This is a genomic window from Amycolatopsis plumensis (assembly GCF_042652605.1).
GTDB classification, from domain to species: domain Bacteria; phylum Actinomycetota; class Actinomycetes; order Mycobacteriales; family Pseudonocardiaceae; genus Amycolatopsis; species Amycolatopsis plumensis.
The window spans coordinates 1-17,284 of sequence record NZ_JBHSJY010000003.1 but is presented as its reverse complement, the minus strand read 5'-3'; the positions used below and the strand labels follow the sequence as shown (position 1 = coordinate 17,284).

General features: G+C 68.0%; 20 protein-coding genes and 1 pseudogene. 7 read left to right on the top strand and 14 right to left on the bottom strand.

Annotated elements, in window-relative coordinates; translation table 11 throughout:
- Positions 1 to 24 precede the first annotated feature (24 nt).
- Entirely contained in the window at positions 25 to 591 is a 567-nt protein-coding gene (locus tag ACFPLC_RS47080; RefSeq protein WP_378236339.1) for a hypothetical protein, read from the bottom strand.
- Between the two features lie 73 nt (positions 592 to 664).
- A complete protein-coding gene (locus ACFPLC_RS47075; protein WP_378236337.1) occupies positions 665 to 793 on the bottom strand; it encodes a hypothetical protein in 129 nt (42 codons plus the stop codon).
- Positions 794 to 1,065: 272 nt separating this feature from the next.
- Between ACFPLC_RS47075 and ACFPLC_RS47070 the strand changes: the two genes are divergently transcribed.
- From ACFPLC_RS47070 to ACFPLC_RS47060, 3 genes are read left to right on the top strand one after another with little or no spacing between them, the layout of a single operon-like run.
- Complete coding sequence (locus ACFPLC_RS47070) at positions 1,066 to 1,428, top strand: hypothetical protein (RefSeq protein ID WP_378236336.1); 363 nt, start codon at positions 1,066 to 1,068, stop codon at positions 1,426 to 1,428.
- Entirely contained in the window at positions 1,428 to 1,766 is a 339-nt protein-coding gene (locus ACFPLC_RS47065) for a hypothetical protein (RefSeq protein ID WP_378194676.1), read from the top strand. Before ACFPLC_RS47070 ends, ACFPLC_RS47065 begins: the two co-directional genes overlap by 1 nt.
- A gap of 45 nt (positions 1,767 to 1,811) precedes the next feature.
- A complete protein-coding gene (locus ACFPLC_RS47060) occupies positions 1,812 to 2,804 on the top strand; it encodes an ABC transporter substrate-binding protein (RefSeq protein ID WP_378194679.1) in 993 nt (330 codons plus the stop codon).
- A gap of 186 nt (positions 2,805 to 2,990) precedes the next feature.
- Here the strand turns inward: ACFPLC_RS47060 and ACFPLC_RS47055 are convergent, their stop codons facing one another.
- On the bottom strand, positions 2,991 to 3,221 hold the full coding sequence (locus ACFPLC_RS47055; protein WP_378194682.1) for a hypothetical protein: 231 nt from the start codon (positions 3,219 to 3,221) through the stop codon (positions 2,991 to 2,993).
- 215 nt (positions 3,222 to 3,436) lie between these two features.
- The gene (locus ACFPLC_RS47050) at positions 3,437 to 3,844 is read right to left on the bottom strand and encodes an Imm1 family immunity protein (RefSeq protein WP_378194685.1); all 408 of its coding nucleotides are present in this window, start codon (positions 3,842 to 3,844) and stop codon (positions 3,437 to 3,439) included.
- A 419-nt stretch (positions 3,845 to 4,263) separates the two neighbouring features.
- On the opposite strand from ACFPLC_RS47050, the gene ACFPLC_RS47045 reads away from it, so the two are divergent.
- On the top strand, positions 4,264 to 4,698 hold the full coding sequence (locus ACFPLC_RS47045; protein WP_378194687.1) for a peptide deformylase: 435 nt from the start codon (positions 4,264 to 4,266) through the stop codon (positions 4,696 to 4,698).
- A 286-nt stretch (positions 4,699 to 4,984) separates the two neighbouring features.
- Here the strand turns inward: ACFPLC_RS47045 and ACFPLC_RS47040 are convergent, their stop codons facing one another.
- The 9 genes from ACFPLC_RS47040 to ACFPLC_RS47000 form a co-directional block, all read right to left on the bottom strand.
- A complete protein-coding gene (locus ACFPLC_RS47040; protein WP_378194690.1) occupies positions 4,985 to 5,293 on the bottom strand; it encodes a hypothetical protein in 309 nt (102 codons plus the stop codon).
- 242 nt (positions 5,294 to 5,535) lie between these two features.
- Positions 5,536 to 5,982, bottom strand: a complete 447-nt coding sequence (locus ACFPLC_RS47035) for an NUDIX domain-containing protein (protein ID WP_378194693.1) — start codon at positions 5,980 to 5,982, stop codon at positions 5,536 to 5,538.
- A gap of 1,145 nt (positions 5,983 to 7,127) precedes the next feature.
- Positions 7,128 to 7,592: an NUDIX hydrolase gene (locus ACFPLC_RS47030; RefSeq protein ID WP_378194695.1), complete on the bottom strand. Its 465-nt coding sequence runs from the start codon at positions 7,590 to 7,592 to the stop codon at positions 7,128 to 7,130.
- Positions 7,593 to 7,865: 273 nt separating this feature from the next.
- Complete coding sequence (locus ACFPLC_RS47025) at positions 7,866 to 8,531, bottom strand: 3'-5' exonuclease (protein ID WP_378194698.1); 666 nt, start codon at positions 8,529 to 8,531, stop codon at positions 7,866 to 7,868.
- Positions 8,532 to 8,671: 140 nt separating this feature from the next.
- A complete protein-coding gene (locus tag ACFPLC_RS47020) occupies positions 8,672 to 8,911 on the bottom strand; it encodes a hypothetical protein (protein WP_378194701.1) in 240 nt (79 codons plus the stop codon).
- A complete protein-coding gene (locus ACFPLC_RS47015) occupies positions 8,898 to 9,596 on the bottom strand; it encodes a hypothetical protein (RefSeq protein ID WP_378236172.1) in 699 nt (232 codons plus the stop codon). Before ACFPLC_RS47015 ends, ACFPLC_RS47020 begins: the two co-directional genes overlap by 14 nt.
- 422 nt (positions 9,597 to 10,018) lie before the next feature.
- A complete protein-coding gene (locus ACFPLC_RS47010; RefSeq protein ID WP_378236335.1) occupies positions 10,019 to 10,624 on the bottom strand; it encodes an aldo/keto reductase in 606 nt (201 codons plus the stop codon).
- The gene (locus ACFPLC_RS47005) at positions 10,575 to 11,153 is read right to left on the bottom strand and encodes an aldo/keto reductase (protein WP_378236334.1); all 579 of its coding nucleotides are present in this window, start codon (positions 11,151 to 11,153) and stop codon (positions 10,575 to 10,577) included. Before ACFPLC_RS47005 ends, ACFPLC_RS47010 begins: the two co-directional genes overlap by 50 nt.
- Positions 11,150 to 12,007, bottom strand: coding sequence for a hypothetical protein (locus ACFPLC_RS47000; protein WP_378194709.1), 858 nt, complete (start codon positions 12,005 to 12,007; stop codon positions 11,150 to 11,152). Before ACFPLC_RS47000 ends, ACFPLC_RS47005 begins: the two co-directional genes overlap by 4 nt.
- A 1,174-nt stretch (positions 12,008 to 13,181) precedes the next feature.
- On the opposite strand from ACFPLC_RS47000, the gene ACFPLC_RS46995 reads away from it, so the two are divergent.
- Complete coding sequence (locus tag ACFPLC_RS46995) at positions 13,182 to 14,192, top strand: radical SAM protein (protein ID WP_378236333.1); 1,011 nt, start codon at positions 13,182 to 13,184, stop codon at positions 14,190 to 14,192.
- On the top strand, positions 14,168 to 14,461 hold the full coding sequence (locus ACFPLC_RS46990; RefSeq protein ID WP_378236332.1) for a hypothetical protein: 294 nt from the start codon (positions 14,168 to 14,170) through the stop codon (positions 14,459 to 14,461). The genes ACFPLC_RS46995 and ACFPLC_RS46990 overlap by 25 nt, the downstream gene beginning before the upstream one ends.
- Before the next feature lie 59 nt (positions 14,462 to 14,520).
- Here the strand turns inward: ACFPLC_RS46990 and ACFPLC_RS46985 are convergent, their stop codons facing one another.
- Positions 14,521 to 16,317, bottom strand: a complete 1,797-nt coding sequence (locus ACFPLC_RS46985; RefSeq protein WP_378236331.1) for a sugar porter family MFS transporter — start codon at positions 16,315 to 16,317, stop codon at positions 14,521 to 14,523.
- A 298-nt stretch (positions 16,318 to 16,615) separates the two neighbouring features.
- Between ACFPLC_RS46985 and ACFPLC_RS46980 the strand changes: the two are divergent.
- Positions 16,616 to 17,284 (top strand): annotated as a pseudogene (locus ACFPLC_RS46980) (xyloglucanase); the annotation flags it as partial.

The following is a 17,284-nucleotide window of genomic DNA, read 5'->3' as shown; positions in this document are numbered from 1 at the left end:
TCGAGGTGCGGCCCGGCGTCCGCCTTATCGGTCACGGCCACCCTTGTCGCAGTCCTCGACGGACGCGACCCTCGTCGACCTCCTTGTCGAAGGTCCCCGCGCCCTGCGAACCCTCATTGACGCCTTCTCCGCCGAGTGGAACGCGCACTCGCCGATGGGTGCCTGGTGCCGCGAGTGCGCACGGCCCGTGCCGTGCCCGAACCCGGACGCGGCTGGCCAGCATCCTGGCGGCCGGCTCCGGTGGTGTGGCGTGACCACCGCCCACGTCTCCCGCGCCGCGATCGACAGCCCGGTCTCCACCGGCCTCGCGGTCGCCGTCCTCGCGCTCAATCTGAGGCCCGCCGTCACCAGCATGGGAGCGCTGCTCGCCCACCTCGAGACCGCGGCAGCTCTGTCGCCGACCGTGGCCGCGACGCTGGTCGCCTTGCCGACCTGGTGCTTCGCGGTCGGCGGTGCGACGGCGTGGCGGCTGCGGGCCCGGTTAGGGATCCGCGCCGTCGTCGCCTGTTCCCTCGGCGTCCTCGCCGTCTCGCTGATCGCCCGGACGTTGCCCGGCGACGTCGCCATCGTCGCCGGCACCACCCGCAGCATGCCTCGCCATCGCGGTCCTCGGGACGCTGCTGCCGGTCATCGTCCGCACAGCGACCCCCGGCTCCGCGGCCTGCTACACCGCCTGCCTCGGCGCCGGATCCGCGGTCGGCGCGCTGCTCACGCCGACCGGGGTGGCGTGGCAGCTCGGGCTCGGCTGCTGGGCGCTGCTGGCCGCGATCGGTCTCCTCGTCTGGCAGGGCACAAGCCGCCACTTAGCAGCGGCGGCGCCAGCTGCGTGGGTCAGCCCCCGGGCGCTGACCCCGCGCGGCACCATCGCCACCCTGACCGTCCACTTCGGACTGTTGTCTGCGGTGACGTTTCTGTTGATGGGCCGGTTGCCGGCGATCCTGCACACCGCCGGACTCACCCAAGCCGAGGCCGGGTACCACTTCGCCGCGGTCATGGTGCTGGGGCGTCCCGGTCTCCCTTGCGGTCCCGTACCTCGCTCGTCGCGTCCGGCACACCCCGCCGGCCGTGGGATTCGCCGGAGCCAGCATCGCTGGCGTCACCGGCCTGCTGATCGGCCCCGCCACCGTCACCTGGCTCTGGACTGGGCTGCTCGGCATCGGCCTCGGCGCCCTCGCGCTCGCTCTGGTCGACCTGGGCCATCGCACCGGCGACGACCCCGACACCACCGCCGCGCTGTCGTCGGTCGTCCAGGGCCTCGGCTACACCCTCGCCGGCGTCCTGGCCCTCGGCATCGGCCTGCTCGAAACCGCCACCGGCACCTGGACCTGGCCGCTGTTCGCGCTCGTCGTCGCCCTCGTCGGCCAGGCCGTCACCGGAACCACCATCGGCGACGTCCGCGCCGCCCCGACCTCACCGGAGGTCCGCTGATGCCCGCAATCGAGCTCTACCGGGTCGTCCGCGCGGACGACATCCACGATCTCAAGGCCGGGCAGGTGGTCGAGGTCGTCCGCAACGCCGGTCCGCAGATGTTGGACGACGTGATCCGCGGCTGGGTCGAGCAGCTCACCGCTCAAGCGGTGCTCAGCGCCGGAACCGCGATCGCCGTCCACGGCGAGACCGCGACCATCCGCCAGCCCCGACAGCCCGAGCCCGATTTGACGCTCGGCGCCGGGGACTGGCTCGTCCACACCCGCACCCGCCTGCTCGTCGTCACCGACGACGCCTTCCACGAGGGCTTCCGCAGCCTGTTGCGCAGCCGCGCCTGAACACCCGGTTCGTCCCCTCCCCACCACCCTCGAAGGAGCGCACGCGTGCGCAACGCGAAACGCAACGCCCTCACCACGACCCTCGCGGCCGCACTGGCCCTGACCTCCAGCTGCAGCGCCCTCGGCGGGGACAAGCCCGCCGACGTCGCGGGCAGCCCACTGGAGACCTCCGGGCTCACGGTGTCGATCATCAGCACGGTCGACCTCGCCCCACTCTGGGCCGCCCAGGACGCCAGCTACTTCGCCGCCGAAGGCCTCAACGTCAAGATCGACGTCGCGCAGTCCGGCGACAAGACGATGACGAAGGTCATCGCCGGCGAAGCCAACATCGCCCTGACCACCTGGACGCTGCTGTTCAAGGCCCAGAGCGAAGGCGTCGCCGACTTCCGGCTGGTCGCCGACGCCACCACGGCCACGCCGAAGAGCAACAAGATCGTCACCGTCCCGACCTCGCCGGTCAAGCACGTCGAAGATCTGCCCGGCAAGAAGATCGGGATCACCAGCAAGAACGCCGCCTCGGACGTCCTGACGCAGTCGGTGATGCGCGACCGCGGCCTCGACAGGTCCAAGGTCGAGTGGGTGCCGGTGCCGCTGCCGAACATGGCCGACGCGCTGCAGAAGGGCCGGGTCGACGCCGCGTACATGCCGGAGCCGTTCGTCACCGAGTCCGCCCACACCGTCGGCGCCATCCCGATCGTCGACGTCGGCGGCACCGGCAGCACCCAGAACTTCCCGCTCACCGGCTACGCCACCACCGCCCAGTGGGCGCAGGCCAACCCCAAGACGATCGCGGCGTTCCAGCGGGCGATCGCCAAGGGCACCCGCAACGCGCTCAACGACCGCGGCCTCGTCGAACGCCTCGTCGTGAAGTACGCCAAGGTCACCGAGGCCACCGCGGCGCTGATGGAGCTCCCCGGCTACGGCGCCACGCTCGACGCCCGCCGCCTGCAGCGCGTTCCGGACACCCTGCTCCAGCTCGGCATCATCCCGTCCGCCATCGACGCCAGCCGCATGATCGTCCGCCAGCCCACCAGCTGATCAGCGCCACCAAGGTCAACGGCCCACGACACCATCCCCGTCGTGGGCCGTTCTCATCTCCTCGGACGGCACCCGATCACCAGCCAGGTCGGCTTCCCGTTGCGGCTGCTCAAGAACAATCGCGGGCACGGGCAGCGCCACGAGACCGTGTGCCGGCTGGCCAGCACCCGGACAGCTTTCTGGACGTCATCTGCCGACGTGCCAGCTCGGCAGATCACGGGCTTCGACGATTGCTGTAAAGGACGAGGTCGGCGTGTCGGTGTGGGCGAACAGGGCCTCCAAGAAGATCTTCTGCGCTGCCGGATCGTGCCGCGCACGCGATGCCCGGAACATCGCGTCCCGCAGGTCCGCAAGACGGGCGCCGAGGTCGCCGACGTCCGGCTCGCTGTGTCGGGTGTCGATTCGGGACAGGCTCATACTCGGAAGACGATCCGGCGCACCTCAATGCGCGCCCGCGGCCGTTCTTCACCCTGTCGGATCAACAGCCTTCCTCAGTCGACTCGGCCCACGTCGGCCGGACGAGGGCGTTCGTGGGCCTGCCGTGCCGGGTCCGCGGAATTTCGTGGTGGCCGCTTTCGGGCCGGCCGGGTGCTGTCCTCGTCGGTATGACTACCCCTGCCGAGTCGGTCCGGTCACAGGTTCTGCCATGTCACTCCGGCCGGCCGGGCGCCATCCGAGGCCACCAACTCGTGCAGTGCCTTGCGAACTGCTGCCAGGGACACTTCGGCGGTACTCGGGATTTCCCGTTCGTGATTCTGATAGTCGTAAGCCACCAGTTCCGGCGACGTCGCCCCGCTGGCGCTGATAACGCTTCCGTCCGGCCCCGCGTAGCCGACGAAGCCGAACGCCGAGGAGCGCACGCCAATCTGCATAATCGCCCACCGGTCGTCGTCACGGCGAGCGACTTCGGCGATCACGCCGAGCTCGGCCTCGGTCGACTCGGCGACCATCCGATCCAGCAGCTCATCCACCGCGGATGGCTCGCGTAACGACAGTGGCTCGGCCTGGCCGGGCTCGTACCAAACTTCTATCTCCACCACGGTGTGGCGCCTCCCTTGTAGACCTTCTTGAAGCCGTCAGTCCCGTAGACCGTCAGCGTGCTGTGCGGCGGTAGCACTACTCCTAGCAGTTCATCACCGCTCGTCGGCCTGGCTGGGGGCGCCGCCGAGCAGTGGTAGATCGAGAACACCGCGACATCGGAGTGCCAACAAGACTTAGAGACGACTCACGGTGCATCCGCGTATGCTCACGGTTTCGATCAACAGAGGCGGCGATTACGACGGGCACGACCAACACCGGCGGACCGGACGCCGAAGCGAACGTCTTCGCCGGCGGTAGTCCGCCGCCCACGCCCAGCTCCGTGATGGCCTCACTCGGCATCGTGCAGGACACCGACCCGGCGCTACGCCGGATCGCCCGCCGGTTTGCTCTTCCTGCCGAGGCGTAGGACGCCCGCCACGTGGTGGCGAGGCTGAACTCGGCATGCGACCGCGTCGCCCAGACCCACACGTTCGGCAAAGGAATGGGGCTTGCCGCGCCACAGATCGGGATCGACCGGTCCGCGGCGATCGTGCGCACACCGGACGGCAACGCGATCACGTTGTTGAACCCCACCATCGTCGAGTCCGGAGGAGACGTCGACGAGCAGTACGAAGGCTGTCTGTCCTTCTTCGACGTCCGCGGGAAGGTCCCGCGCTCAACCCTGATCCACGTCGAGCACACCACCATCGATGGTCTGACGAAGATCACCGTGTTCGAGCGCGGGGTCGCTCGCCTCGTCGCTCACGAGGTCGACCACCTGCACGGCACGCTATACATCGACCAGATGCGCCAAGGCGTCGAGCCGATCCCGGTCGAGCAGTACCGCGGCACCGGATCGACCTGGAAGTACTGACTGCCCTCTGTTCTTCACCCTCTAGGGCCAACACCCTGATCAGCCGACGCCGCATGCGCTTGCCGGGTTTGGGGAGGGTGCGTGGGGCGAAATCCCATCGAGGTCGCCACCTCGCAGAAATGAGCACTTCCCACAGAGGTTGATCGTGGACTCGACCAGCAACCGCGGTCACAACTGGCGAACATCCGCGGTCGCCTCAAGCAAACACAATGTTATTCGCCAGCGCGACCCCGAAGCCGTCGGACAAGCGCAGACCGACTTCGCGGCCTTCCCAGCCACCCGCTGATCAGGTCAATGGAGTCGGCGTCCATGGCGCCGCCGGATCGGAGGGAATCGGCTCCAGCCGATCGGGCATGTGCGCCCGTAGGGCATCCCCGATGCCGCGCATCGCCTGGAGGTCGGTGCGGACCAGATGCGTGGCGTTGCGCAGATCCTCGGTGATCTCGCCCTCGATGCGAGCGAGTACTCCGTCTTCGGCCTCGGGATAGTGCGGGATATAGGCCAGTCCGGCGCCGACGGCGCCACCCAGGAACGCGGGAGAATCCGTCCTCAGCGCGGTCGACAGCTCCTCTGCTTGGTCGTAGCGCAGCCGCATCGTCCACCCACCCGAAACACCTGGCGCGGTCATCGTCAACTGGAGTCCACCCGGCGTTCGGCGAACATCGACGGTAGCCAACATCGCCCTAGCATCGCACCGATGTCGCCATGTCAGCCACCGCGACACCCACCTCGATCAGGCCAGGTGCCCGACCCTGCGCTTGGCAGCTTGGCTAGGAGACGTCGCCCGGCCCAAGCGGATCGAACCCGTTTCGAGGTAGGCGGTGCGGCCTGTGTCCACTACGTCGAGGCACACGGCGACGCGGCGTGCCATGTGCGGCCGGAGCATTCCCGCAGCCTCGGCGCGGTGGCGAACTTTGAGCGCTTCAGCTCGCCGTCGGCCAACCGAAGCGACGCGATCTGGTCCTCGGCCAGGACGCCGCCGTCGAACAGATTGTTCGTCAGGGCGGGACGTCCGTCCGGCTGCGGCGGAACCCAGTCCACGACCAGCAGCCGGCCGGGCAGCAGGTCGAACCCGAGCTCTTCCTTGATCTCGCGGCGCGCGCCCGCCCACGGGGACTCGCCTTCCTCCAGTCCGCCACCGGGAATCTCCCAGGATTCGGCGCCGTAGGTGGGCTCGACGAGCAGAACGCGGCCCGTGGCGTCACGGAAGATCAGGCCGGCGCTGGCGATCTGCTTGGGCAGCGTGGCGTAGTACTCGGCGGGCGGTAGCCATCCCTGGGTCATCGCGGCGACGCTACCCACCCCGCAGGGACCGTCGGTGACCGGCGTCGGGTTACCGGCCGGTCTGAATCTCGGTCAGCCGGTCGGCGACCAGGTCGTAGGCCCGCTCGCACCGCGGACACCGCAGTCGGTCGTGCAAGGTGCCCGCGCAGCCGCAGACCCAGCCGACCTCGCGCGCCGGATTGCCCAGAACCAGGGGCGTGCGCGGCGACGTCGCGCGAGACTACGGAGCCGATGCCGACCAGGCGTACGGCCCGATCTCGGTACCAGGTGCGGGGCGAGCGCCAGCGCCGATGGTCGCGCCGCGGTGAATGGTGGCCGGCGTTGACGTCCAGTCGCCCGAGCCCTGACGTTGGCCGTCAGGGTGGGTGGTCCGGTGTGTGCGGTCTTCGGTGAGCACGGCCTGCGGGCTGATCATGACGTCGTCGTCGAGTCTGGACCTGGAGCTGGTTTGCGCTCGTCGTCGCCCTCGCCGGCCAGGCTCTCACCGCAAAACCATTAGCGACGTCCGCGCCGCCCCGACCTCGCCGGAGGTGGCACCGGCCCCGTCCTTAACGTCGACATCGCCGCCTGGCCCGGCTTCATCGCCGAAGTCACCGGCGCCGCAGCCGCCGGCAGCAACCACGCCCTGCGCATCGAACACTCCTCCACCGGCGGCGCGCGCCTGCACAGCCTCGACGGAACCACCACACTCACCTACACCGACGATGAATGGGCCGCCTTCACCGCTGGCGCAGCGGACGGTGAGTTCACCGTCCCGGCAGCGGCGTAACACTGCAAGATGAGGCCGGACGAGGCAACGACGAGCCGGTCAGCGCTGCCGCCCTCAGCCACCTGGAGGATCGGCAGGTTTTTCCGTTGTGACCGAGTACCCCGACCCCAGGCAGGCCCCTCACGACCGGCCGGCACGGCTTACCCACGAACCGGGCTCGTAGCAGGTGCACCTGGTAGACGAGCGAGTTCGGTCGCCGAGGGGGAGGGAACGACCGAGCCCGTCGGTGGCACCTTAGCCGCCCGCGGCGCAAGTACCGATTCGTCAAGGAAAGGTCCGCCTGTATGGCGCACATGCGAGACCAGAGGACGCCCTGACGAGAACCCCACGACGACATGGGAATCGTTCAGCCAACCGGACCAGCACGCCACCGGAGTCAGCGCCCCGCCAACACCGACCCGGCTGGAGGAGGCCAACCTTGCAGCCCGAACCGCTCGCCACGACGGTAGAGCTCCACACCCGCGTGGGTGTATGGCACTGTGTTCGCTGGCAGCGAGGCGTTCGGGAACCATGCGATCTGCGAGCACTTGTGGGGCTCGGCATTGCGTAGTTCTCCCCGCCATTGCCGCGTACGGAAGAAAAACCCGACCCTCGCCTGACCTTCAGGATTCAGGTAATGGACCGAGGTGACCATCTCCAGATCATCGCGGTCCACCTCGACGTCGATCTCCTCGCGGGTTTCCCGGATGATGGCGGCGACCATGTCCTCGCCGTCTTCGAGCTTGCCCGAGGGCAGATTCCACTGGCCGTCCGCGTACCCGGTGCCCGCGCGCTGAGCAAGCAGGACGTGCTCGTCACGTTCCAGGATGATCAGGACGTCAACGAAGCTGGTGTAGGACACCGTAAGTCTCCTTGAGCTGTTCGGCGGAGTCGAAGAGGCAGGCTATCGAGCCTTAGGGTGCACCGCGTCGTGGATGAGCGTCTCGGCGACGTGGGGCCCGTAGTGCGTCGGCGGTGTCGATCTGTGTGACGCTTTGGTCGACCGCGGCGCCCAAGAGACCGATGGCCTCGTCGGGGGTGTTGCGGTGAGTCCCAGTGTCCGGGGCCGGTGAGCTGCATGGATCCAATCCCAAGTGGCGGGCTGAAGTCGTGCCGATCGGGAGGACTTGGGCGACTAGAAGGAATCCCAGAGGGATTGCTGATCGGCGGGTTTCGTCGGATGCGGGTTCCCGTCCAGGTCGAGTCCGGCAATAGTCAGGAGTGCGTCGAAATCCGCGTCGTTAGCCGACTGGTCGCGCATGAAGGCTTCCAGCACCGTCGCCGTCGCGACGGCGTCCCAGAGCGCGCGGTGCGGTTGGCTGCTCTGCGCCGCCTGCGTGATCGTGTCAGTAAGGTCGAGACGTTCGACCCAAGCTTGGAGCCCGTGGCCCTTCTTGAGTTCGGGTCGGCGATGCTTAGCCAGGCGTAGGGTGTCGACAAGCCCGACAGGTTCGGCGGCCGGCAGCGCCTTGTTCAGCAAGCGCCAGTCAACGCGGACGTTGTGACCGACCAGCCATGCGCCGGCGACGAGTTCGATGATCTTCGGTGCGACCTCGTCGAAGGTCGGTGCGTGCTCGAGTACGGCGTTGGTGATCCCCGGGGACGTCCACAGACCGCGGGTGATCTTTCGCTCCGGATTGATCAAGGAGCTGAACGCGCGATCGAGGTCGGGTGCACCGTGGCGGATCGGCACGAGGGCGATTTCGAGGATCGCTTCGCCGGCGGGGTCCTGAGGTCCGCTGCCTTCGAGGTCGATGGCGAGGAGGTCGACTTCGGTCCAGGGACCGGTGTGGTGGGTCACGGTACCTCCGTTCGATTTACCTCGGCTATTCGTCATCGAACCGTGTTGTGTGGGTGAATTGATGGCGAACCTCCGCGATGTGCGCCTGATCCGCCTCATCGGGTAGATCCGACGAGGGAGCGGTCGCGGCATTGCCTTGGTCAGGCTGGTACGTGCACCCGGGCGGCGAGGTTTCGGATTCCCGGCACGGCTGCTCGATTCTGGTCCAGCAGCGCGTCGACGATGGTGCGGACGGCAGCGCGGGTGTGCACCTCACCGGGTGCGCGGCGTTCGGCGGCCAGCAACGTGCTGTACGCCGGCCCGAGTTGACCGAGCTGCAGCTGGACTGCGGCGAGGTCGACCAAGTAACGCCCCTCCCGCTCGACGTCAGGGAACCGCACCCGCGAACCTCGCGAGCGTGCCGCAGCGCAGCCCCCGGCTCACGAGCAGTTGCTCCACCGAAACGCGATGACTCAGCAGGTTCGCCCGAGCCCGCGCAGCCAGGGCGCCGTCGAGCCGGTTCGTGGTCGCAGCCGCCTCCGTCAGCAAATTACGCGCTCGGGCGCCGTCGCCGGCCCGCGCGGCGGAATATCCGCCAGTGCACAGCAGGCTGGTGTGCAGCAGGAGGTGGCGCGGGTCTCGGCCGTCGAGCGCCAGCCGGTCGGTTGCCTGCACGACGAGGGTGCCCGCCCGGTCGTGGTCACCGGTGCGGCGGCACACACCGGAGAGCATGCGCTCGGCTTCGGCGAGAATGAGCGGCTGACCTGCTGCTTCCGCAGCCCGCACGGCGCGGTCGGCGCTGATCCACTCCAGCCCCGCGGGGCGGAGCTTGACCAGCGCGCGGGTGACCAGCGTGTAAGCCTGGGCTGTAGCTCCGGCGTCTTGAGCGGTTTCTGCAGCTCGGACCAACGCCGGCAGCTGGTCGGCGAGCGCCAGGAAGTCGGACTTGCCGAAGGATGCGCGTGCTGCCGCGAGTGCGCGGGTCAGGCCGGCAGCTGGCAGCGCCGGACCAATGGAAGCTCGGGCACCGATGAGGACGTCGGACAGCTGGGTAGTGAGCACGACAGCCGGGGCCGGTAGTGCCACGGGCATCGCCGACGCGGCCTCTGCGGCCGGGGCGCCGGTGACAGCGGCACCGATGGCCACGCCACCGGCCTTCAAGAAGCTGCGTCGGCGCACGTCGTCCTCCTCCGGGGCCGGCTTGCTCCCCACCCTAAAAGGGGTCGGGTCGATGCGCCCGGCCGCCACGCTATCGGGGTTGCTAGTCTGAACGCCGTCGCGGGCACGGGCAGTACTGCGGCCAACCGTCTCCGGACGTCCACGCTGCTCAGCGGCCGCCGACCGGCTTCGCGACTCGAGGTGGCGCTCGGGTGATGGCCGGTACGCTCAGCTTGCGGCTTCAGCTGAGCGCTGTGTGGTCCGGGGTTCCGAGCACCAGAGGGCCTTTATGTCGGCGAGCGGTCTCGCGTAGCCGGGTGACCACCACGACCCAGGGCAAGTCGTGGCCGTCATTCAGCGAGGGACGAAGGCGTGGGCGTAGTCAGAACAGTTTCACCGGCAGCATCGAGGCGCGTCTGCACTTCGGCCATGATGTCCCGCGCTGCAGCGATCTCCGCAGCGTCCGGCCGTCGCCCGAGTGAGCTGATGTTCATCTGAACCTGATCGGGTGTGGTGAATCCTACGAGCACGACTGCGTTGGGTGAGCGGTTCAGGCATCCCCACAACGCGACCCGGATGAGGTCTTCGCTGCGCGGGCCAATAAGGGCGCGGACGCGATCAAGTCCCGCGTTGATGATTTGAATTGCGTCAGGCTGGAACCAACGCTTCCGGAGCCGGTGATCTCCGTCGCCGAACACGCGCTGCACATCCGAACGGTAGGTGCCGGTTAGCAGTCCTTGGCCGAGCGGCTTGCTGATCAGGACTCCGACGTTGTGTTCGTCGGCGAAAGAGAACACGCCCTCCGACCGAGACGCCGGGGTCAACAGGTTGTCCCGGATCGCCAGGATGTCGGGCTGGACGATGTCGAACAGGGCTCGAAATCGGGCCACTTTGTCGCCGCGCTGATCAGGGCCGGTGCTGAGCCGGTCCAGCGCGAAACGATGCGGGCCCCGCATCCCGATGGCGTTGATCAGGCCCTCGTCTCGAAAACGTTCGCATGGCCTCGAGCGCCGGATGCAGCCACCGATCGTCGACGCCGAAGTTGGGGTGGTGGAACGCGTAGATATCGAGGTGATCGGTGCGGAGGTTGTCCAGCGATTGTTCCAGCTGACGCCGCATGTGACGAGGCTCGAAGCCATGCTCGGCGGTGCCGGCGAAGTACCCGACCTTGGACCCGAGCACGATCTCATGGCGGGGCACTTGCGCGACCAGCCGACCGACGAGGCGTTCGGATCGGCCGTGGCCGTAGACGTCGGCGGTGTCGTAGAGGCGGGCGCCGTGCTGCCACGCTGCTTCCAGCCCAGAGAGTGAGCGTGCGTCGTCGTCGCCAGTGGACCACCCCATCGGCATCCCGAGGTTGCTGTCGGGGCCGCCGATAGCCCAGCAGCCGATGCCGACGGCGGGTGCGGTAATGCCGGTGGCACCTAGCTGACGAGTCGGGATCAGCGGGCGATCGGCGTGTTCGTCAGTGTGGGGTGTGGTCATGCCAGCCTGCTCTGTTCGAGGATGACGGTGAGTTCGTCCTGGATGAACTCATAGAGTTCGCCGGGCCGTGCGCAGACGAATACCGGAACGGCGGCGCCGCGAGTGCGGGAGTGACTGTAGAGCCCGACGACGGCGATGTCATCGAATCGGTAGAAGCTGAAGACACGATCACCCGGTCGGTAGTACACCTCGACACGCGTGCGACCGGACTGGCCGAGGGCCTCATACGCTTCGCGCGTTGCTGTGATGCGTGATCGCAGTTCGCCGGGCGTCGTGTCGAAACGATCCGCCAGGACCGCGACGGTGAGTTCGTCCTCGGGGTCAGCCAGGAACACGCGGATCCGGCTGTTGGGCCTGGCTGCCACTTGGGTGAGTTCTCGGGCGTGCATGTTGCGCCAGGTTTGTCCGTACGCCACAACGATGTCGAGTTCGGTGACTTCGGCGAAGAGCTGTTTCCACTCCAGCTCGCCGAGGTAGGTTGAGCCGATCCGCAGCAAGCCTGCCGGCGCGAAGTCGCGAGTCAGGCTCTGCTGGATGCGTGTCCGAGGGGCAGTGGCTGTACCCGTGTAATCTGCAGCCAGCCGGGTCCAGGCGATTTCCCAGCGACGATCGCTGGTGGGGACGCCACATGCGCGGACGAATCCGAGAACGAGGGTCTTGCGCGGCAGGCGGCGGCCGGCGAGAGCGTCTTGGACGGTGCTGCGTGGCAGGGGGATCTTGTTGCGCGCGCCCCACTGCTGCAAGGTCCGGTAGGACGGGTTGCCTGCGCGCAGACGAACAGCACGAAGGCATGCGGCGAACTCGGCGACGCTGCTGGCGTCGAGCGGGTCCACGTCGTCGGGCGGCGCTGTCATCGAACTCTGGGGTGGATCGGCACGTGTCCCATACTGTCCGAACCTTACCCGTGTCGGCACCGTTGGCCGCACATTAATGCAGGTGAGGGGCCTGCAGTTGGCCGAACAGTCCGGATGTGTCCGGCGCGCTTGTCCGCCAGGTTCTCTAGCAGGTGTGCTTGGTCCACGGCACATCCTGGTGGGAGGCACGGCATGGGCATGTTGCACGACATCCGCACCACAACCGCCCTCGGGCGCGGGCACGATTCCCCGTTCTACGGTCGGCTCATCGAGGCGATGCGCGCCAGCACAGCCGACGGAAACCTCCCGGATCACATCGTGGCCGCATTGCCGGAAATCCCCGAGACGGACCTGAGCAGGCTGGGCAAGCTCGTAGCAGAGGCTGTGCCGGGCAGGTTCAGTCTCACCGGAGGACTGGATCGCCGAGTCCTGTTCGCCGAACGGCCCGTCGCCTTGGGCGGCTGGGTGGTCGCCGACCTATCCGGACAGCCGCACTGCACCCGTGAATGGCCGTCGTGGACGGCCGGCCGTGTGACCGTCGCCGAGCCGGAGCGCTGGCTGTCCACCGCCGACCTGGCCGGCGACGCCCCCGAGCGTTTGGCCCGGCCGAGAATCTTGCTGACCTCGCTGTATCACCCGGAGTGGTTCCCTCTGCCCCGCTTTCCGCTCGCGATCTCCGACCTTGCCCGGGCGGCACGGCTCACACTGATGGGGCAGGTGCAGCTGATCGACATGCAACTCGGCGCGTCGCTCGACGACATCACCCGGTGGGTTCAGGATCAACGGCCGGACATCGTGGGAATCTCGGCCACATTCGGCCAGCACGACCTCATGATCGAACTGCTCGACCAACTAATGCAGATGTCGGCCCCGCCACTGGTGCTCGCCGGTGGCAGCTTGACCGTCCGCAACGAGGGCATGCTGCTGGACAAATACCCCGAGCTCCTGATCGCCCGCGGGCCGGCGAACCGACGATCGCCGACGCTATTGCGCACTACCACGGCGACTGCGACCTCCCGGCTGTGCGCGGCCTGGGCTATCGCGGAGCACCGCGCGGTGGCGCCCTCGCGATCGGCACCACGCCACGGCGCACAGCCGTGCAACCGAACCGGCTCCGGGCGGAGCACCGCGCGGTGGCGCCCTCGCGATCGGCACCACGCCACGGCGCACAGCCGTGCAACCGAACCGGCTCCGGGACGACTTCCTGCCCGAACTGGACCTGCTGGACGCCACATTCGCGCACAACGGTGTGGCGCAACTGGAGATCTCCCGCGGATGCACCAGCCATTGCTCGTTCTGTCCCCGTGGGCACAAAGGCTCCTGGTCCGGCGGCAACGCCACCAGCTTGCCGTGGATGCTGGCCGAGATCGGCAAGGTCGCCGACCGGCACCCGACGATCTCGCGCTCCCTTTACGTGGTCGACGAGGAGTTCATCGGCCGCGGCGAGGACGCCGTCGACCGGGCCCTGACCGTCGCGACCACGATCAGCGACTCGGGATTCACCTGGGAATCCTCGTGCAGGATCGACCAAGTCGTCCGCCCGGATCGCGATCGCGCCTGGCACATCGAGCGCGCCTCGATGTGGCGCGAGCTGCTCGGTTCCGGTCTTCGCAGGATGCTGTTCGGAGTCGAGTCCGGCGTGACCTCGATCCTGCAACGGTTCGCCAAGGACAGCACCGCCGAGCAGAACGCCGTGGCGATTCGCACCCTCTCGGCCCTCGGTGTACCGACGCGATTCACCTACATCACCTTCGACCACCTGATGACCGAACACGAGCTGGCAGCCAGCCACGCCTTCCAGGCCCGCACGGACCTGCTGCTGGCTCCGCTACCTGAACTGTCGGTCGCCCAGATCGTGGACGGCGTCACCGACCCGGCCTTCGCGGCCAAGCACTCGACCGGGCGGCCGTTCTACACCGAGATCTCCTACATGCTGGTCTCGATGGAGTGCCTGATCGGCGCCCCGTACACCCGCGCCGTGCAATCCCGGGGACTCGCCGGCCCTGCCGACCCACAATGGGGCGGGTCGAAGCCCAGTTCGCGGACTGGCGGATCGGCGTCTGCTCTCGCCGTGCGCAAATGTGGGTCGATCGCCACTTCGCCCTCGATTACACCCTCAAGAGCCTGGAGAAGATCCTCGACGGTGTGCCACGACGTCGGGTGCGCGCCGCGCGGGTCGTACTGAAAGACGGCGCGTTCCACGTACTCACCGGAATGCTCGGACTCATCCACAGCTACCGGCCGAACGTCCCCGATCAGGCGCTGGACACGGCGGTTCTCGCCCTCCTGGACACCGCAGCCAGCGAGCTGGCGAGCACGCTGTCGCTCGCGATCGAGCACGTGCGCGCGACCCTACCGGTGACAAGCCTCCACCTGCTCGATCACGAGTTCACCCGATGGAGTGGCACTGAGGGATGGCATCTGATCAACGCAAACGACCCATGCGGTACCTGACCTCCGATGACGCCTCACCCGCCGACAAAGTCGCCGGAGTTCGGGTGTTGCCCCGCTCATCAGCCGTCACGAGAATCGGTGGTCGTGCCCCACGGGGTCACGGCCACCCACGGGGAGGAGACGCACGCGTGCCTGGCCGTTTCATCACGTTGGAGGGGACCGACGGAGTCGGCAAAACGTCCCTCGCGCGCACCCTCGCCGACATCGGCTACGAAGCCGCCGTCGCTCGACTCGAGCCTCCGGCATCGCATCTGCCGAAGACCTACGAAGCGTTGGCTTTTGTCTCGCGTAGGCAAATTTCCGCGACCTCGGCCTACGCGGCCACATTGATGGAACACGTGTCCACCATGCTGTGGCACAGTGGCGACGCCCCCGACCTCTCCGACGCGTTCTGGGTGTCGCTGCAGGCTGCGTGGTTCACCGCGCACACCGAGACGGTCGTGGGACCTCTGCTGGAGGCCGGGTTCGATGTCATCGTCGATGGCTGGCTGTACAAGTTTTTCGCCAAGCTCCTCCTGCAAGGATTCACTGAACCCGATCTCGCCGTGCTCTTCGACCGCGTCCGGATGCCGGACGCGGTGGTGCTGCTGTGCGCCGATGCCGGCGCGGTCTACGACCGTCGCCAGGAATTCCGGCCAGCCGAGCTGGGGATGCACGCCAGTTACGGCGGCCTCGATGACCTGGGACGCGACACGTTCGTCGACTACCAGACCAAAACCGCCGCGAACTTGCAGGCATTCGCCGACCGACACGGCTGGCACACCATTCAGCTCGACCCTGACGAGCCCATCTCTGACACCGCTCGGCGGCTCGCACCCATCGTCGCCGAGCTTCGGACCCATCCCGAGCCCGCGGCGACGGCGGCTACGCCGAGCAACCGAGAGGTGCCACGATGCGATGAGCAGCAGCGGCTTGCGGCCCCAGCGGTCCACCACGAACACGACCCAGGCGGTGAACAGGAACTTCGTGACGCCCAGCAGCACGCCGGACAGCAAGGCGGCCTGCGTGGCGAAGCCGAGGCCGATGAGCATCGTCGGGAAGTAGGCGTTGATCGCGTTGACGCCGCTGAACTGCTGGCCGATCGCGAGCAGCAGGGCCACCACGAGCATCGGCCGCACGAACCCGGAGAACAGGTCGCGGATCCGCGGCTTCTCCTCGGTGTCGAGCCGGATGACCTCGTGGATGGTGGCGATCTCCTCGTCGAGGTTCACGGTGTTGCCGTGCGCGCTCGCCAGTACGCGCCGGGCCTCGTCCTCCTGGCCGTTCTTGACCAGCCAGCGCGGCGTTTCCGGCAGGAACACCAGCCCGGCGAGCAGCACCGCCGCGGGCACGATCGCGCCGGCGAACATCCAGCGCCACGCCGAGATCGGCCCGAGCCAGTAGCTGACCAGGAACGCGATCAGGATGCCCAGCACGATGAAGATCTGGTTGAGCGCGCCCATCGCGCCCCGCCACTTCGCCGGGGCCAGTTCGGACAGGTAGGTCGGGACGGTCGACGACGAAAGGCCGATCCCCAGCCCGATGACCAGGCGCGAAAGCACCAGCAGCACGAACGTCGGCGAAAAGCTGGCCGCCAGCGTGCCGACGATGACGATGCCCGCGGCGACCATGATCGTGCGGCGGCGGCCGAGCGCTTCGTTGGTGCGGCTGGAGAACAGCGCGCCGACGATGGCGCCGACCGACAGGCTGGCGGTGATCACGCCCTTGTCCCAGCTGGTCAGCGCCCACAGTTTCCCGATGAACGGGAGCACCCCGGAAATCACGCCGAGGTCGTAGCCGAAGAGGATGCCGCCGAGCGCGCCGAAGAAGTACAACGTGGTCCGGCCGATGTGCCGCGCCGGGGCCGTTTGCGTCATTGCCTGGTCGCCTCTTTCGTAGGTCCAGTCCAGCCAGCGGCCACCACACTCACACGCCGCAAAATGCCGGGCAAGAAGGCATCCGATAACAATTCAGAAACCTGATCGCCGTTCACATACATGACTCCGACATATCCGGCTCAGAATCCACTATGGACGGTTCGGGACGGCGAAATCACCGAACGCTTTACAACGCTCGGAACGCTGGCTTACCGTCCGCTGGAAGCGCTCCCAGAGTTGTGGAGGCAGACGTGCACAACGCCGTGCGAAGCCACGTTCCCGTTCACTGAGACGACTGGTGGCGAGCGCGCTCGCCGTTCTCCTGTCGGCCGCCGTCGCGGTCGTCGCCGGCGCGCCGGCGTCCCCGGCCGCCCCCGCGGCCACCACCTGGCGCAACGCGGAGATCGCCGGCGGCGGGTTCGTGCCCGGCATCGTCTTCAACCAGACCGAGCCCTGGCTGGTCTACGCCCGCACCGACATCGGCGGCGCGTACCGGTGGAACGCCGCCACCGGCCGCTGGCTCCCGCTGCTGGACTCGGTCGGCTGGACCGACTGGGGCCACAACGGTGTCGTCAGCCTGGCCACGGATCCGGTCGACCCCAACCGCGTCTACGTCGCGGCCGGGATGTACACCAACAGCTGGGACCCGAACACCGGCGCGATCCTCCGGTCGGCCGACCGCGGCGCCACCTGGCAGGCGGCCGCGCTGCCGTTCAAGCTCGGCGGCAACATGCCCGGCCGCGGCATGGGCGAGCGGCTCGCGATCGACCCGAACCGCAACAGCGTCCTTTACCTCGGCGCGCCGAGCGGCAACGGTCTCTGGCGCAGCACGGACTCCGGCGTCACCTGGGCGAAGGTGACCAGCTTCCCGAACGCCGGGAACTACGTGGCCGATCCGAACGACACGACCGGCTACCAGAGCGACAAACCAGGGCGTCACCTGGGTGACGTTCGACCCGACGACCGG

Excerpts from the sequence above, each read along its gene's own strand:
- ACFPLC_RS47080 (WP_378236339.1), bottom strand. The coding sequence starts at position 591 with ATGCTGCGGGTGGTGCCGGCGACGATGGCGACGTCGCCGGGCAACGTC.
- ACFPLC_RS47065 (WP_378194676.1), top strand. The coding sequence starts at position 1,428 with ATGCCCGCAATCGAGCTCTACCGGGTCGTCCGCGCGGACGACATCCAC.
- ACFPLC_RS47055 (WP_378194682.1), bottom strand. The coding sequence starts at position 3,221 with ATGAGCCTGTCCCGAATCGACACCCGACACAGCGAGCCGGACGTCGGC.
- ACFPLC_RS47040 (WP_378194690.1), bottom strand. The coding sequence starts at position 5,293 with ATGCGGCTGCGCTACGACCAAGCAGAGGAGCTGTCGACCGCGCTGAGG.
- ACFPLC_RS47035 (WP_378194693.1), bottom strand. The coding sequence starts at position 5,982 with ATGACCCAGGGATGGCTACCGCCCGCCGAGTACTACGCCACGCTGCCC.
- ACFPLC_RS47010 (WP_378236335.1), bottom strand. The coding sequence starts at position 10,624 with ATGCGGGGCCCGCATCGTTTCGCGCTGGACCGGCTCAGCACCGGCCCT.
- ACFPLC_RS47005 (WP_378236334.1), bottom strand. The coding sequence starts at position 11,153 with ATGACCACACCCCACACTGACGAACACGCCGATCGCCCGCTGATCCCG.
- ACFPLC_RS47000 (WP_378194709.1), bottom strand. The coding sequence starts at position 12,007 with ATGACAGCGCCGCCCGACGACGTGGACCCGCTCGACGCCAGCAGCGTC.
- ACFPLC_RS46985 (WP_378236331.1), bottom strand. The coding sequence starts at position 16,317 with ATGACGCAAACGGCCCCGGCGCGGCACATCGGCCGGACCACGTTGTAC.